Source organism: Pseudoruegeria sp. HB172150 (assembly GCF_013184805.1).
Lineage (GTDB): Bacteria > Pseudomonadota > Alphaproteobacteria > Rhodobacterales > Rhodobacteraceae > Psychromarinibacter.
In genome coordinates, this window is the sequence record NZ_JAATNG010000009.1 from 1 (window position 1) to 16,509 (window position 16,509).

Sequence of the window (16,509 nt, forward strand, 5' to 3'; positions counted from 1 at the left end):
GGGCGGGCTGCATACCCTGAAAAGCAACGCGGCAGGCCCGGAACCGGACCTGCCGCGCTGAGTTTCTGAGGATCGGGATCAGCTGAAGTAGTAGTCGTGATCCGCCGTCGTGATGACCTCGTCGAAGATGGCAACGTCGGAGATCGTGCCGTCGAAGACCTGATCGTAGCCGGCCTCGCCGCTGTCGCTGGCCCAGCCATTGGCGCCGATCTGCAGGTACTCGTCGTTGTCTTCCCAGGTCATGTCGAAGGCGGATTCTCCGATGACCTCGCCGTCGAGCATGGCCGTGACCTTGCCATCGCCAAAGGTGATCTGCAGGTCATAATCCTTGTTCGCCTCGATGTGTCGGACCTTGAACTCTTCGCTGGTTTCGCCGTCCTGGAAGCGGACAAAGAGGTTGCCGTTCCGGATATAGGCGGTGAAGTGATCGCCGTCGCCATAGGCATCCTTCGAGATGATGCCGTGCTTGCCCGACACCGTATCGGCATTGAAGGTCAGCATGATGGTGGCTTCGGAGAGCTCCAGATCCTTGAAATGCGCCAGTTCGACCACATCCGCGGATCCGGAGAACTCGTGATCGCCCAGCAGGCTGAACACCATCTCTTCGGCCGTTTCCGGCTGCGACACTTCTTCGTCGGTTCCGGTCTCCTCCGGCGTGTCGGTGGCGGTTTCCTCCTCGGTCTCGGAGGGCGTTTCCGTGCCGGTATCGGTTTCCGACCCGGTATCGGTTTCGGTCTCGTCCACTTCCTCCGGCTCGCTCGTCTCGGCGGTCTCTCCGGCGAGCAGCGCCTGCATCTCCTCGTAGGAGACGACGCTGTCGACGAACATGAGGTCCGAGATCGTGCCGTTGAACACCTGCTCGTAGCCACCTTCGCCCGAGTCGCTGCCCCAGCCGTTGGCACCGATCTGCAGGAACTCTGAATTCGAAGCGAAGTCCATGTCGAACGCGGCTTCGCCGACCACCTCGCCATTCAGCATGACGGAGACCGCACCGTCACCGAAGCTGATCTGAAGATCGTAGTCGGTGTTCGCCTGAATACCGCGCACACGGATCTGTTCTTCGGTGCCGTCGCTGTTCTGGAAGCGGACAAAGAGATTGCCGTTCCGGATATAGGCGGAGAAGTGGTCACCGTCGCCATAGGCATCCTTCGAGATGATGCCTTGCTTGCCCGACACCGTATCGGCGTTGAAGGTCAGCGCGATGGTGCCTTCCGACAGCTCGAACTCTTCAGAGTGCTCGAGTTCGATCACGTCCGATGTCGACGCGATATCGTAGGTGCCATTGAGGCTGAACACGACACCTTCCGGATCGACAGAGGCTTCTTCCTCTTCTTCCGTCTCTGTGGGTGTCTCTTCTTCCGGCTCCGTGACCGGAGTCTCTTCTTCCTCCTCCGGCTCGGACGGCGTTTCGGCCTCATCGGGAGCGGAGGCTGTCTCCTCCTCTTCCGGATCGGTCGTGGTCTCTTCCTCGGGCTCGGTTGTGGTGGGTTCTTTCGTCTCGGACCCCGTATCGGTGGTTTCACCGTTCAGCAGTTCCATCAGACGTTCGTAGGCGCCGTAGCTTTCGGCCATGCTGCCTTCGACCGGAACAAGGTCTTCGAGCGTGATGCCGTCGGTAGTGTCGGCATTGGCGAACAGGTCGTCGTAATGGTAGGCGCCGCTTTCATCCGTGAACTGCATCTCCAGATTCTTGCCGTCGAGTTCACCACTCTTCATCGACATGATGTTGTATTCGATGGTCGATCCGGACGGAGCAGTAATACGGGTTACTTCCTGCCTGCCCGTCATCGAATTGATCAACGTGTTGTGCGAGATCGTGATCGTGCTGCCGACGCCATCCACAATGTAGATGCCGTTATTCATATGCGTGTAGATGATATTCTGCTCGATCACTATATCGCTGTGACCGCCTACACCGCCGAAGTAGATGCCCTGCATGTCGGTGCGGTTCTCGAGAAGAAGAACGTTCCCGATAATCTCGATGTTATGCGAGGGTTCGCCCTGAAACTGCATGAAGTCCGCATGGGCATCATCGTACGGGTAGAAATGGGTGGGTCCGATATTGTTCTTGATCAGCCCGTTCTCAACGCCAGCAAATTTAAACGCGTCCGAACCGATATAGTTGACGTTGTTTCCGATGATCTCGAAATCAGATGTGCCAAAGTTCGCAATGCCGTTCATTGCGTGATGGACGTAGTTGTTCTCGATAACGATGTCGTGGCTACCGTCGCGAACCTCGATACCGAAACGCAGTTCATCCATTGCGCCAGCGTCGTCGAGGGGGCCATTTATCTCGGAGTTCACGATCTCGAGATGGTCGGATCCGGAGACCCAGATACCTGCGCGCCCTGAGTCGGAGTCGACGTGAACACCATCAATCCGCAGATAGCTTGAATCAACGACGGTCAGACTATCGAAAACCGCCCCGTTCGCCCCATCGGCCGAAGTGATGGTTACGTAGTCGCTGAAGTTCAGATTCTCCAGGTCGACGTCGCCGTAATTGCCGGATTCCAGCAGTATCGTGTCGCCCGCCTTCGCCGACGACAGCGCCGATTTCAGCTCGGCGCTGTTTGAAACAGTAATGTTTGCCATGTCCGTGACAGCCTTTCATTTCCCGACCGGGGGATCGGGTTAGGTTTTTGCATGAGTGGTTGCATGTTTCCTAATGAATGTCTTACCGCCGAAAGGTGGACGAATAGTTTAGGGCTACGTCCGTTCTTTCCTTCGGTGTCAAAGCTTCCAGCAAGGGCGCGCGCACAATTGGACAGCGGGAATCCAGTCCCCTGATTCCAAATGCCAATATTGGTGCGATCGCCCGTCACTTTTGCCTCGCAGACACTCTGCCCCCTCGTATGAATCGTCGATTAGCAATCGGTCGAAGATGAGACAATGGGACGGTCAAAGTTAGGCGGGTCCCCGCCATTTTAAGGGATTCCATGAGCGATCAGCGGCTTTCGGCCATCCGATCTGTTCACAAATAGCGCAAAATTAAGGCTAGGTGCTGCAGCGCAGAACCCGTCGGATTGTTTCGGTCGGCGGGGCGAAGGACGGGCCGAGTCGGGCTTTGGACGGCGGGCGGAAACTTTTTGCGGAAAAAGAGTCCGTCTGCCCCTTTTGTGGTGTTATGGCGGGGTCGGCAGTGCCCGGAAAGAGCCGGGATCTGGTCCGGCTTTTAACTGGGCAATGGTGGCATCGAACGGTATGTGGGTACTCATTTGCGCGGCATGCGGTCGCCTGTTGCGGTCGCAGTCTTGTGTTGCGCAGAATTCGCGTTGATCGTCCGGCTTCAGGATAACAGGTTAACGGACGTTATTGATTTGACGGAAGAGATTGGCATGGGTGGTTCCCTATGAAGGTAGCAGTTCTGGGTTTGGGCTATGTCGGATTCACGGCGGCCTGCTGTATCGCGAGCGAGGGGCACAGGGTCGTCGGCATCGACGTGAGTTCCCGCAAGGTGCGCCAGGTGATGTCGGGTACGACGCCCATCATCGAGCCCCAGGTCGAGGAGATGCTGAAGGACGCGCTGGCGGCCGGACGCTTCGAGGCGGACACCTCGATCGGCGGTCATCTGGCCGATTGCGACCTGGCGGTGGTCTGCGTCGGCACGCCCTCGGCGGCGGACGGATCGCACAACATGAGCTACATCGCGGACGTGACAAGACAGATCGCCGCCGCGCTCGACGCGCCGCGCGAGAATCCGCTCGTCATCGCCTACAGATCCACCTTTCGTCCGGGCACTGTGGAGGAATTGGTGCTGCCGATTCTCGAAGCGACGTTAGGGAATGACACCGCGAATCGCGTCGAGGTGGTCTACAACCCCGAGTTCCTGCGCGAGGGAACGGCGGTAAAGGACTATTTCCAGCCTCCGAAGATCGTCGTCGGCACGAAGGACGGCAAAGCCAATCCGGTGATGGAGCAGCTGAACGCCAATATCGAGGCGCCGACCTTCAATGTGGGCTACCGCGAGTCGGAGATCACCAAGTTCATCGACAACAGCTGGCACGCCGCCAAGGTCGCCTTCGCCAATGAGATCGGCCGGACGTGCCTGGCACTCGGTGTGTCGGCGCAGCAGGTGCACGAGATCTTCGTGTCGGACACCAAGCTGAACATCTCTGCCTATTACATGCGTCCCGGCGGCGCCTTTGGCGGGTCCTGCCTGCCCAAGGACGTGCGTGCACTGCAGCATATCGCGGCGGATACGGGCACCAACCTGCCGATGATCAACAGCCTCTTGGGGTCGAACGAGGCGCACAAGCACCGACTGTTCGAATATGCGGCCGAGGGTCTGGAGCCCGGCGCGCGCATCCTGATGGCCGGGCTGGCATTCAAGGCCGGGACCGACGACCTGCGTGAAAGCCCGAATGTCGATCTGGCGCGCAAGTTGCTGGCGGCGGGGTTCAACCTGGAGATCTTCGATCCCGGCGTGGATGCGACAAAGCTGGTCGGTGCGAACCTCGGCTATGCCTACAGCCAGTTGCCGGTGCTGGAGCGTCTTCTGGTCGAAAAGGGCCACGCTGAAAGCACCGAATACGCCCGCGTGGTCGCGACCAACGCGACCATCAAGTCGCTGACGCTGCCTGAGGGTGTCGACGTGCGCAACCTCGGGACTCTGCCATGAACGATGCGGCACCCGCTCGTATGCCCCGTCTCGATGCGGTGCGGGAGACGCGGCCGCTGGACGGCCGGCGCATCCTGATCATCGTCGAGAACCTGCCGCTGCCTTTTGACCGGCGGGTCTGGCACGAATGCCGGACGCTGACCGCGGCGGGGGCGCAGGTGGCGGTGATCTGCCCGGTCGGCAAGGGTTACGAGGCCGAGTACGAGGAACTCGACGGTGTCCATATCTACCGCCACAAGCTGCCGCTGGATGCCAGCGGCGCCAGCGGCTACCTGCTGGAATATGGCGCGGCGCTGTACCACGAGATGCGGCTAGCGCTGAAGATTCGCAAGAAGCACGGCTTCGACACGATCCATGCCTGCAACCCGCCCGACCTGATCTTCCTTGTTGCCAAGCCATTCAAGTGGTTCGGGCGGCGGTTCATCTTCGACCATCACGATATCAATCCCGAGCTATACGAGGCAAAGTTCGGCAAGCGCGGTTTCTTCTGGAAGCTGATGGTTCTGTTCGAGCGCTGGACCTTCCATGCGGCCGACGTTGTGATTTCGACCAACGAGAGCTATGCGGCGATCGCGCGGGACCGCGGCGGTGTCGCACCCGAGGACGTCTTCGTCGTCCGCTCCGGCCCCGACCTGAACCGGCTGGAGGTGATGGAGCCGAACCCGGCGTGGAAGAACGGCCGCGCGCATATGGTCGGCTATGTCGGTGTCATGGGCGATCAGGAGGGGATCGACCTGCTGCTGGAAGCTGCGCGCGAGATGGTTCACGACCGGGGACGCGACGTGCAGTTCGTACTGGTTGGCGGCGGCCCGGCGCTGGACGGTCTGAAGGCGATGGCGGCAAAGCTGGGGCTGGAGGATCACGTCACCTTCACCGGCCGCGCGCCAGACGCGGAGCTGTTCGAGGTACTGTCGAGCGCGGATGTCTGCGTGAACCCGGACCGCGTGAACCCAATGAACGACAAGTCCACGATGAACAAGATCCTAGAGTACATGGCGTTCTCGAAGCCCATCGTGCAGTTCGAGGTGACGGAAGGCCGGTTCTCGGCCGGGCGGTCGTCACTCTATGCCGAGCCGAACAACACCCACGACCTGGCAGACAAGATCCTGTCGCTGCTGGACGACCCCGAGACATCTGCCGAGATGGGTGCCTTTGGTCGGCACCGGGTGGAAGCGGAACTGAACTGGGACCACCAGGTCGACGCGCTGATCGCAGCCTACCAGCGCGCGGCGGAAAAGCGGCACTGATTTACAGCGGAACGTAACGCGGCAGCTTTTCGAGGCTGTCGCGCAGGAACTCCTGCAGACGTTCTTCGGCTTCTGCTTCTGTCTCACCCGCGTCGATGGCAGTGACGTAGCGCACCAGCGCCCCGTCGGTACGGCCCATCACCAGCCCGTCATAGATGACGCCAATCTTGGCGGCGAAGTCGTTGATCTGCCGTTTGCCGCGCTGTTCGAACCAGTAATAGACCAGCTGCTTCGACAGCCCCTTCTGGATCACAGCACGGTGCACCTCGAAGCTGCTATAGTCCGGCAGACCGGTGTCGATCTTCCGAGGCTCCAGGCTGAATATCTCCCATCCGCCCACCGGCAGGCAAATCTCGGGCGAATGGATGCCGTCGCCTTCGGTCTGCTTGTCGTAGTAAGCCACGAACATGTTCACGGGGTTGCCGCCGCCCGGGTTCAGGTAAGTGTTGTTCAGGTAGTCGGACGCGCCCAGCACGTTCTCTACCTGCGGGTCGAGCCGCGCGGAAGAGCCATACCAGTCGCCGATATGGGTGGGGAAGATTGCAAAGCTGTCGCGCGGCATAGGCTCCGGCTCGGCGCCTTCGTGCAGTGCCCAGGCTGTAGAGACCAAGAGTGTCAAGGCCGCGGCGAGGGCCAGCGCCACCGACGGCCGGATGCCGAAGATGCGCAGCAGGATCGGGCCGAAGCCTGTAGTGTCGAGATCGATTGCCTCGGATAGCGGTTTCGGGTTTGGCGTCAGCCGCTGCAACGCGATAGCCATCAGGAACAGGATGCCGACGCAGGTAAGGAAGATCACCCAGCCCTCGAAGAAATGCAGGAAACCTTCGGCCTGCTCGATACCGTAGCGGTCGACCAGCACGCTGATCACGCCGATACGGACCGAGTTCATCAATACCGTCAGCGGCGCCGCCGACAGAAGCAGCACAAGCTTGTGCCACAGCGGGCCACGGTAGAGAATCGCGAAGAGGTAAGAGAAGGAGAGGATTGGGAACAGGTAACGCAGGCCGGAACAGGCCTCTGCCACCTGCAGCTTGTAGACGCCGAGGTCGATCACGTTACCATCCAAAAAGACCGACACGCCGGCCGTCTGCGCAATCCAGACGCCGATCACCGAAGAGATCCATTGCAGTAGGATTGTCAGCTTCCAGTACAGGAAGAGCGGCAATGGCAGCATGAAGACAAGGTGCACCACTGGCAGCATGTGATGCCGGCCGCGGGCCCAGCCGAAGACGGTCAGAACGACGCCACCAATCCACACAATCATACCGTAGGTCACGATGTCGGGGATGCGAGCGAGATTGCCGAGGATAGCCACCATCAGCCCTGCCACGATGACCAGGATGCCCGGCCAACGGTCGTGGACCTGCGGCGCCGGCAGCGGCATTCGCCGCAGCTCGCGCAGGAACAGGTAAAGCGAAATGATCGGGATCAGCGGGCCGTGGCTATACTCGGCTGTGGACCAAGCCTTGCCGAGCGAGACGAAACCGATCCAGAAGATCGGGATCGAGCCAGCGACAAGAAGCAGGAACAGGAGCAGGCCGACGGGATTCAGCGTGACCGAGTTCAAAGACCGGTCGGAACTCCGGACGGAAGCAGAGCTGGACACGCGCTAAAGATCCCCCAAACAAGCAATAATCGAAATGCGGACACCCGATCGGCAGGTTAGCTGAACTGCCGCCTGAACGCGACCCAAATTGCCGTGACGTTGCGCTCTGACAGGCCTTGCAGGGTGCCTGTAGTTGACAATCCTGCGATAACGGAAACGATGTTGCCAGTGACCGCAGCATCGGTGGAATAGACTTTACAGCGTTCGTCGGATTCGCGTTTCTCCGCCCTGAGAGGCGATTTCCAGCACAGCACGGATCGTTAGATTCGGCCTCATAGAATCAGACCCGGAATTTCAGGCGGCATAATTTGGACAACAGGTTACTCGATACCGAAATCATGACGCCTGCCGGTCAGGGCCGGCCGGTTCGCCGCAACAAGCTGGCCACGCTGCGGCGCGAGGTCCCGAATTTTATCGCGAAGAATCGCGGGTTGCTCGGGCAATCCGATTTCTGGAGCATGATGCGTCGCGTCGCCGCCATGCGGATGCAGGCGCAGCCCTCGACAACCGACGCGCCCGTCCGGTTCGTGGCGACGCATCACAAGGTGATGACGACCTACTTCACCGCCGTGCTGAAACCGCTCTCGATCGCGCTGAAACTGCCTTACCAGATCGTCCATTCCGAGCAGCCCGATCCGAAATCGCGGCTGGTGATGTCGATGCACGGCAAGCTGAACCTGCCGGCGCTAGGCAAGTATCGCGGCGTCCATGTGATGCGGGATCCGCGCGACATGATCGTGTCGGGCTATCACTATCACAAGTGGACCCACGAGACCTGGGTACACCGGCCCGACGACGATGGCGTGAGCTATCAGGAAAAGCTTAACCGCGCGGATAAGCGCGACGGGCTGTTCCTGGAGATCGACCACTTCATATTTTTCTACCGGCAGACACTCCTGAACTGGAATCTCGACGATCCGGACATTTATGAGGTCGCCTATGACGATCTTATGGGGCCGGAGCGCGATCGGATCTATTCCGAGATCTTCGCCCATCTCGGCTTCGACGGAGAAGCGCTGGCGCTGTCCACCGACCTGATGCGCCTGTTCGAGGCAGGCAGCCGTTCCGGCAAGGCCAGTGGTGAGGTCACGGCAAAGAGCCACCTGCGCAGCGGCAAGTCAGGTCAGTGGCAGAAGGAACTCGAGGACGACCACGTCGCCTATATCGAGAAGGAACTGGGGCCGGTTCTGCGCAAATTCGGTTATTGAACTCGAACCGTCCCAACCGGAAATCTCAAATCGGCAGCGGCCCAGTCACGTCGCACGGACATCAGCCACGATGCCTCCAAGCGCCGGAAAGGGCCCGGTCGTCGCCGCTCAGCAGCAGGCCGAGCATGCGCCGGCAGCGGTAGAAGCGGATTCGGGTGAGACCAAGGAAGGCAAGCGCCCGCTCGTTCATGCCGCTGAGGCGGTCGGAGCCTGCGATGCGCGGGATTTCGGCCAGCGGCGAGGCGGCCAGTGACAGGGACCGCAGGGTCCAGCGCGCGCGGTCTTTCGTCGAGGTCAGCTCGGCGAAGTCGTGGCCGATATGGCGGTCCCATTTGCGGGTCAGTTCGGAAAAACTCTCGCGCGCCGGGGTGGCAATGCAGATGTCGGGCGCATAGTCGATGCGGATGCCCTGCGCGGTGGCGCGGCGGCCCCAGTCGACATCCTCGGCGATAGAGATGCCGGCGAAATCACCGACCTGAAGGAAGGTGTCTCGGCGGACGGCCATGTTACAGGTCGCGGTGTAGCCGTCGCGTTCGACATACAGCTTCATTCGGTAACCATAGACGCCCTCATAGGCTTCGATGGCCGTCGGGCGCTCCGCGTCGGCGCGGTGGATGCGCACGTCGCCGCCGATTACGTCCGTCTCCGGATGATCGCGGAAATAGCCGTGGATGCCGGCGATCCAACCCGGTGCGGCGATGCAGTCACAGTCAATGAAGGCGAGTAAATCCGCCCGCGCCAGGTGTGCGCCACGGCTGCGGGCCGGGCCGGGACCGGGCGTGAGCTCCTGCTCCAGCCGGACAAAACCGAAGGCGCCGCAGATTGCATCCGGCAGCTGGGCCGAGCCATTGTCGACCACGATCACCTCGAACGGGACGCCATCGCCGCGCTGACCGGCGAGCGACGCCAGGCACCGGTTCAGCGCGTCCGGCGCGTTCAGATGCGGGATGATGACGCTCAGAGCGGGTGCGTCGGGCATAATATGGCCCCTCAGGCTGCCAGACCGGCAGCGGGTAAAAAATAGGCGGTCCGACCTGCCAGTCCGGACGACACGATGCTAGGCGATCACAGGGCGCATGCCAACCGCGGCGCGATGACAAGTTTGTTGATATTCCCGAATCCAATCGCGAGTATGCTTCGCGGTGGCACGGGGGGTGCTCCCCGTTGTTCGGTTTGACAACAATGAAATTTTCTTGGAGCGACCGATGGTTGCAAACGTCTCAGTCATTTTGCCGGTCTATAATCGCGAGGCGAGTCTCGCGGATTCGATGCGCAGTGTGCTCGACCAGTCCTACCGCGACCTGGAGCTGATTGTTGTCGATGACGCATCAACCGTCGATCTCAGGCCGATTGTCGAAGGTATCGGCGATCTGCGGGTGCGGTACATCAAGCTCGAGAAGAATGGCGGCGCCTCCGTCGCCCGGAACGCCGGTCTGGCCGCAGCTACCGGCAAATACATTGCCTTTCAGGACAGCGACGACCTTTGGCTTCCGAACAAGCTGCAGACGCAGGTGGACCTGCTCGAATCGCTGCCCGAGGACGTGGGCGTGGTGGTGCACTCCAAGGTACTCTACGGCAGCGGTCCGGACGGATCTTATGGCGTCGGCAAAGTGTCGATGCGTCCGCCGCCGGCCGACATCATGAAGCCCGGTGAGGACCAGGTTCGAAAATACCTGACCGGCAACCGGATCAGCCTTCAGAACACCCTGTTCAAGCGGGACTGCTACCCCGATCCGGTCTGGTTCGACAGCGTTACCCGCTCGAACGCGGACTGGGCATTCAGCTCTTCGCTGGCCCAGCATACGAAGATCGTCGAATATCCCGACCCGGTGGTGATGGCGTTTTCCTCGCCTGACGGCATCTCGAAGCTGAAGCGCGCCAAGGCGATCGGTCTGATCCGCATCGTGAAGCGGAACCGCGAGGCCTATGCCAAGTACCCCGATGCCTATGGCATGATGATGTGGCGGATCGGGCGTATTCTGGCGCGTCACGGGAAAAAGAAACTGGCTCGGCGGTTCTACCTGGCCGGGCTGCAGAACAATCCGTCCTACCTGTGGAATCTTATCGCCGGGAAACTTTCGAAAGACGGTATGCGGGGCGCCTGAACCGATGACGACCGGCCGGTCAGCCTTGCCATTTCCGGACCTTGGTTCGGACGCGCGACGCGAGCCGGTTGACCGGCCGCCGCGCGCGGGCGCGGGCAGCGGCATTCGACGCGGCGAATTCGGGAGACAGGTCCGGCGCGGGCGCAAGGGGTTTCTTGCTGTCCGGCACGTAGCCGAAGCGCGCGAAATCCGCGGCATAAATTTCGGCGATCAGAGCGATTTCCTCGGTAGTAGGCGTCAGCGGACCGGAGGTAGGTTCCTTCGCCTGCAGCACATGGCCCATGGCGCGCGGTCCCCCCTGGTCGCCGGCAAGCTCGTCGAGATAGGGGATCACTGCGTCAAGCCCGTGTTCCAGGTGGAAAACGGTACAGGGCAGCGTGCCTTCCGGAGGAAGAAATTCGGTCTGCGGGCGGCTGTGGTTGTCGAACCGGTGCGGATCGACAGAGCGCTGCGCCGCCACGTCGCGCAGCCAGTCGGCAAAGCTCATACCCTCGGTAACGGTCCCTTCGACCTCGGACTGAAAGCGATAGGCGCTTACCGCCCGTCCCACTGGATGGCGGACCACCGTGAACACTTCGGAAAAGAAATCCTCTGGGAACATGCGCATGAGCGAGACCCAGTCGATATGCTGCGGGGAGGTGCAGGACCAGCGATCGCTCGGCGGACGCGACAGATGCTGGCGATCCAGAAGGGCCAGCCGACCAAATCTCTCTCGGAGGTAGTTTTCGATCGAGCTGCCCGCGCATTTCGGCACATGGGCGAAGTAGACGAGTTTGGGTCCGATCCGGGAAATGGGCATGGAGTCTGGTTTCGACCAATAGATGCAGATAATCTGAAAATGCGGCGCGCAATCTTCAGGTTAGGTGATATGCATTTTGATCCGGCCGCACAACAGAATCATAGTTTTTGGAGCCTACAGTGAGCGGTAGCGAAGCCTTTGGAGGGGGACGACCTGCGGCCTCGGGATCTCTGGCGCGTTTCAGTCCCGGATCTCAGGTTCGCAAAGAGGGGGAAACCGGTTCAGCGTCGCGCCGGGAAAGAGCTGACAAGCTTCCGTTTCTGGTCACGGTTTATCTGTTCTCTCTGATACTCCCGTTCATCTTTCAGCTCGGGCCGCTGCGTATGTCAGCGTACCGGTTCATACTCATAGTCCTTATTGTCCCATTGCTTGCCATGTGGCTTTCCGGCCGAGCTGGAAGGATCCGTTTCGCGGACATAGCCTTTCTTCTGTCGAGCCTATGGGTGGGGGTGAGCTACACGGTCCTGCATGGGCCAGCAGCGGGCCTCGAACCTGGCGGCATCGCGCTGATCGAGACCATGGGTGCATTTCTGCTTGCGCGAGTCTACGTCCGAAGTTTGGAACATTTCTATAAAGTGATCAAAACCCTCTTTCTGCTGGTTTTGTTCTTGCTTCCGTTTGCAGTCATTGAGACCGTCACCGGTCAGGACATTGCATTGAAGTTATCGAATTCGATTTTTAAGTCGAACTACCCAATCTATATGGATCCCAGATGGGGATTGCGGCGGGTCCAGGCCGTCTTCCAACATCCCATCGCGTTCGGTGTGTTCTGCTCCAGCATCATCGGCTGCACGTTTTATGTTATTGGCTACAAGCGTTCCGCATTCAAAAAGTTGATCTACACGTCGACCGTTGTGTTCACTGCCGGATTGTCTCTTTCGTCCGGTCCGATGACGGCAATGGCAACGCAGCTAGGATTGATCAGCTGGGACCGCATCCTCCGCAAGTTCAAGATGAGGTGGTACTTTTTATCCGGCATGTTCCTTTCGTTTGTTGTATTGATTACAATATTTGCCAACCGCAGCCCTGCTCAGATCCTTATTTCCTTTGTGGCTTTCCGACCCAGCTCCGCGTACAACAGACTAAAAATCTGGGACTGGGGGACTATTAACGTTGCCCGCCACCCGCTGTTTGGAGTTGGCTATAACGAATGGGAGCGCGGCCGGTCGATGCCGGAAAGCATTGACATGTTCTGGTTGCAGCCTGCCATCATTAATGGCTTACCGTGCGCTGTTTTCCTGCATCTGGCGTTTCTGAGCGTTATACTTCTTGTAATATTTAACAAGAGTATGGGCGAAAGGTACGACAGCTACAGAACCGGTTTTTTGATTTCTATGATCGGCCTGTATATTTCCGGGTGGACCGTACACTATTGGAACAACGTTTACGTCCTATTCGTATTTTTGCTCGGATGTGGTTTTTGTTTCGTGGGGAACAAGGCGTCGGAATACAATGATTCCGAGTTGTCCGGGGCCGTGGATACCGGCAATTCGGCACAACCCAAGGACACCGACGTGGCGGGCGGCGAAACTAATGAACCGGTCTCCCCATACTCTCGGCAAAAAGTGCGGCATACCCGTACATGAACAAGCGATGATCCAAGAATTCTGGGGTCGGCAAACTTCGGTGAATGTCCTGCACGTGCCTCCCACCGGAGCGAGGTTCGCCGACCAAAGGGTCTGACGACAGCGTGGTCGAAACTGTGACCGCCCGCCGCAAGGGGGCGTAAGGGATTCGCGGATAGCCCGCTTTCTTCGCCGGAATATGCGGATGTGTGCACTGTTGTTTCCCATCCGGCGAAGCTAAGGTTTGAGCGGTTAGCCGGGCTTAGATTCTGCGCCGTTTTAAGCTATTGAATCGGGCCGTTGGGAATCGCTTGCAATGGTCACAATACGACCCGAATGCGAACGGGGTGTTACCCAGCGACACCGGCCACTGGGTTCATGGAAGGGCTGTCTCGACGAGTTGTCGTCCCGCCGCTACGGTGCAGCCATTACGGGGCCCCGAAGCGCGGATCCGGCGGGCCGGAATTTGAATTGATTGCGCCAGAGCGAATAGAGGAAAAATCATGAGTGACACGACAATCGCCAGCGGTACGGTTCTGGTAACTGGCGGCGGTGGCTATATAGGCACAACGCTGGTGCCGATGCTTCTTGAGCGGGGCTATCATGTTAAAGTGTTGGACCGGTTCTTTTTCGGCCGAGATCTGCTCGCCCCTCATGAGAATCTCGAATGCATTGTCGAGGACAGCCGCAAATTGACGGCCGCGCATTTCGAGGGCGTGGACGCGGTGATCGACCTTGTGGCGCTCTCGAATGACCCCTCCGGCGAGCTTTTCATGGACGCGACTTACGCGATCAACCGCGATAGCCGCATACGCTGTGCACAACTCGCGAAGGAGGCAGGTGCAAAGCGCTACATCCTGCCGTCCTCCTGTTCGATCTACGGCTTCCAGGGCCCTGGCGTAATTGTGGACGAGACCGCGAAGACCAACCCGCTGACAACCTACGCGAAGGCCAACGAGATGGCCGAGAACGGCGTACTGCCGTTGGCCGATGATGATTTCTGCGTCGTGGTGTTGCGCCAGGCGACCGTTTACGGACTAAGCCCACGGATGCGCTACGACCTCGCCATCAACGGCATGTCCGAAGGGGCATGGATGACCGGCAAATTGCCTTTGATGCGCGACGGATCGCAATGGCGACCCATGGTACATGTATCAGACACGGCAGCGGCACAGATCTTCATGCTCACGGCGCCGCACGGTTCGGTCAACGGGCAGATCTTCAACGTCGGCTCAGACGCCAACAATTATCAGCTTGGACCGCTTGCCGAGCGCGTAGCTGCGGCTGTTCCGCGCGATGTGGAGATTGAATGGTACGGCGATCCCGATCACCGTTCCTACCGTGTCAGCTTTGACAAGATAGAAGCACTTGGCTGGAAGGCTGAAAAGATCGCCGAGGATGGCGTGAAGGAAATTTGCGCCGCAATCGAGGCGGGCACCAGTGAAAAGAATACCCGGACCATAACGCTGTCTTGGTATCAGGAACTCGCCAAGTGGCACAGCATCGTCAAGGACGTCGAACTGTATGGCGGGGTGATCGAGCTGTGAAGGTCCTCCTGCTTGGGCCGAATGGCCAGTTGGGCACTGACATCCGCGCCGCGCATATAGCGAACGACGCGCCTTTCGAGCTTATTCCATTAGGGCGTGATGCCTTGGACATCTCCGACACGCAAAGTGTCGGCGACGTGCTGGCAGACGTGGATTTTGACGTACTCGTCAACTGCACCTCTTATCACAAGACCGACGAGGTAGAGGACAATGCCGGGCTAGCCTTTGCCACCAATACCCACGGAGTGGAGACGCTTGCGAAAGCCTGTGCGGCCCAAAAAGCCCGCTTCGTACATATCAGTACGGATTACGTCTTTGGTGGCGATACGGCTCGTACGACCCCATTGACGGAGACGGATTGCATGGCTCCGGTCAATGTCTATGGCGCTTCGAAGGCAATGGGGGAGACGCTGGCGAAGTTGGCCCACGAGGACTGTGTCATCCTGCGTGTGTCCTCGCTGTTCGGCGTCGCCGGCGCTTCGGGCAAAGGCGGCAACTTTGTTGAAACCATGCTTCGGTTCGGCAAGGAGAAGGGTGCACTGAAGGTGGTCGCCGACCAGTTCATGTCGCCCACCGCTACCTCCGATATCGCGGCTGCAATTCTGGCACTTATCGACAAAGGGAGCCCTGCGGGAACGTACCACGTCTCCGGTACCGGGCAGGCAAGCTGGCACGAGTTCGCGTCGGAGATCATTAGCATGGCTGGCGTCAATGCCACGGTCACGCCCTGTACCTCAGAAGAATTCACGACCCGGGCGGCACGCCCCCGCTATTCAGTGCTCGACAACTCAAAGACTGCGGAACTTATCACGCCGATGCCAGACTGGAGAGATGCGTTGCAACGCTATCTCGTTTCCAAGGGCCATCTCAGCTGACGGTACCCATTGCCTCACGAAAGACACGCCGCCGCGGCCAGTTGGCGGCGGTCGACAACGCAATGTCCGTTGCCGCACCGGAGTAGGCCGCGCATCGCGATGGAGTGGACGGGACATGTTCTATGTCCCTTCGAAACCGACAAACGAATAGCCAGTCACACATCTCACGTGTAGCAGCTACGCCAGCAACCAGGACGTAGCCGCTTGCTGCGAGCGGATCAGTCGAAGGGTGATTCTATCTCGGCCAGTTTCGGCTGTACCTTGTCTTTGTCCGACAGGACCGCCCCATTATCAGGCACCGGCCAGTCGATGCCAAGCGCCGGGTCGTTCCAGAGGATGCCAGCGTCGTTTTCCGCCGAATAGAAATTGGTAACCTTGTAGATCACCTCGGTGTCCGGCTGGATGGTGAAGAAACCATGGGCAAAGCCCTTGGGCACCAGGATCTGAGTCCAGTTCTCTGCGGAAATCTCGGCGGCCACGTGCTGGCCGAAAGTGGGCGATGAGCGGCGAATGTCGACAGCCACGTCGATGATTGCGCCGCGGATTACACGAACGAGCTTGTCCTGAGCGAAGGGCGGCGCCTGAAAATGCAGCCCGCGCATGGTTCCTACCTCGGCAGAAAGCGAATGGTTATCCTGCACAAACTCGAGGTCGATCCCGGCCTCCTTCATCGCTTTCGCATTGAAGGTCTCGGAGAAGAAGCCGCGATGATCGCCGAACTTCTTCGGAGTGATCAATTTGACATCTGGAATGGATAGGGAGGTTACGTCGAGTGCCACAATAATCCCCTGAATCTGGGTTGAAATCTGCCGGACGTGCCGGCCCGGAAGCGCGTGGAGTTGGCATTAGCTAGCGGAGGCTGTCAACAAGGCGGTGTCAAGAAGATCGCGGTTTGGCCGGGGTAAAGATCGCAAAACCGCCTCCGCTAAGAAACCGCCG

At 59.4% G+C, this 16,509-nt stretch carries 12 protein-coding genes; 7 read left to right on the forward strand and 5 right to left on the reverse strand.

The window, feature by feature from the left end:
- Nucleotides 1-78 precede the first annotated feature (78 nt).
- Nucleotides 79-2,592, reverse strand: a complete 2,514-nt coding sequence (locus HCO70_RS24155; protein WP_172300483.1) for a LamG-like jellyroll fold domain-containing protein — start codon at nucleotides 2,590-2,592, stop codon at nucleotides 79-81.
- Between the two features lie 757 nt (nucleotides 2,593-3,349).
- Here HCO70_RS24155 and HCO70_RS24160 point away from each other — a divergent pair.
- Together HCO70_RS24160 and HCO70_RS24165 are read left to right on the forward strand one after the other, a co-directional pair.
- Nucleotides 3,350-4,618, forward strand: coding sequence for a nucleotide sugar dehydrogenase (locus HCO70_RS24160; RefSeq protein ID WP_172300484.1), 1,269 nt, complete (start codon nucleotides 3,350-3,352; stop codon nucleotides 4,616-4,618).
- A complete protein-coding gene (locus HCO70_RS24165; protein WP_253913472.1) occupies nucleotides 4,615-5,865 on the forward strand; it encodes a glycosyltransferase family 4 protein in 1,251 nt (416 codons plus the stop codon). Before HCO70_RS24160 ends, HCO70_RS24165 begins: the two co-directional genes overlap by 4 nt.
- 1 nt (nucleotide 5,866) lies before the next feature.
- Here the strand turns inward: HCO70_RS24165 and xrtD are convergent, their stop codons facing one another.
- On the reverse strand, nucleotides 5,867-7,471 hold the full coding sequence (gene xrtD / locus HCO70_RS24170; protein WP_172300485.1) for a VPLPA-CTERM-specific exosortase XrtD: 1,605 nt from the start codon (nucleotides 7,469-7,471) through the stop codon (nucleotides 5,867-5,869).
- A gap of 308 nt (nucleotides 7,472-7,779) precedes the next feature.
- On the opposite strand from xrtD, the gene HCO70_RS24175 reads away from it, so the two are divergent.
- Nucleotides 7,780-8,679: a sulfotransferase domain-containing protein gene (locus HCO70_RS24175; RefSeq protein WP_172300486.1), complete on the forward strand. Its 900-nt coding sequence runs from the start codon at nucleotides 7,780-7,782 to the stop codon at nucleotides 8,677-8,679.
- A gap of 61 nt (nucleotides 8,680-8,740) precedes the next feature.
- On the opposite strand, the gene HCO70_RS24180 is transcribed toward HCO70_RS24175, so the two are convergent.
- Nucleotides 8,741-9,658: a glycosyltransferase family 2 protein gene (locus tag HCO70_RS24180; protein ID WP_172300487.1), complete on the reverse strand. Its 918-nt coding sequence runs from the start codon at nucleotides 9,656-9,658 to the stop codon at nucleotides 8,741-8,743.
- 226 nt (nucleotides 9,659-9,884) lie between these two features.
- Between HCO70_RS24180 and HCO70_RS24185 the strand changes: the two genes are divergently transcribed.
- Entirely contained in the window at nucleotides 9,885-10,784 is a 900-nt protein-coding gene (locus HCO70_RS24185; protein WP_172300488.1) for a glycosyltransferase family 2 protein, read from the forward strand.
- Nucleotides 10,785-10,803: 19 nt separating this feature from the next.
- On the opposite strand, the gene HCO70_RS24190 is transcribed toward HCO70_RS24185, so the two are convergent.
- A complete protein-coding gene (locus HCO70_RS24190) occupies nucleotides 10,804-11,583 on the reverse strand; it encodes a sulfotransferase family 2 domain-containing protein (RefSeq protein ID WP_172300489.1) in 780 nt (259 codons plus the stop codon).
- A 119-nt stretch (nucleotides 11,584-11,702) separates the two neighbouring features.
- On the opposite strand from HCO70_RS24190, the gene HCO70_RS24195 reads away from it, so the two are divergent.
- The 3 genes from HCO70_RS24195 to rfbD all read left to right on the forward strand — a co-directional run bounded on the left by HCO70_RS24195 (nucleotide 11,703) and on the right by rfbD (nucleotide 15,570).
- The gene (locus HCO70_RS24195) at nucleotides 11,703-13,169 is read left to right on the forward strand and encodes an O-antigen ligase (RefSeq protein ID WP_172300490.1); all 1,467 of its coding nucleotides are present in this window, start codon (nucleotides 11,703-11,705) and stop codon (nucleotides 13,167-13,169) included.
- 482 nt (nucleotides 13,170-13,651) lie between these two features.
- Nucleotides 13,652-14,695, forward strand: a complete 1,044-nt coding sequence (locus tag HCO70_RS24200; RefSeq protein ID WP_172300491.1) for an NAD(P)-dependent oxidoreductase — start codon at nucleotides 13,652-13,654, stop codon at nucleotides 14,693-14,695.
- A complete protein-coding gene (gene rfbD, locus HCO70_RS24205) occupies nucleotides 14,692-15,570 on the forward strand; it encodes a dTDP-4-dehydrorhamnose reductase (protein ID WP_172300492.1) in 879 nt (292 codons plus the stop codon). The genes HCO70_RS24200 and rfbD overlap by 4 nt, the downstream gene beginning before the upstream one ends.
- Nucleotides 15,571-15,788: 218 nt before the next feature.
- On the opposite strand, the gene rfbC is transcribed toward rfbD, so the two are convergent.
- Complete coding sequence (gene rfbC / locus HCO70_RS24210; protein ID WP_172300493.1) at nucleotides 15,789-16,349, reverse strand: dTDP-4-dehydrorhamnose 3,5-epimerase; 561 nt, start codon at nucleotides 16,347-16,349, stop codon at nucleotides 15,789-15,791.
- Nucleotides 16,350-16,509: the final 160 nt, after the last annotated feature.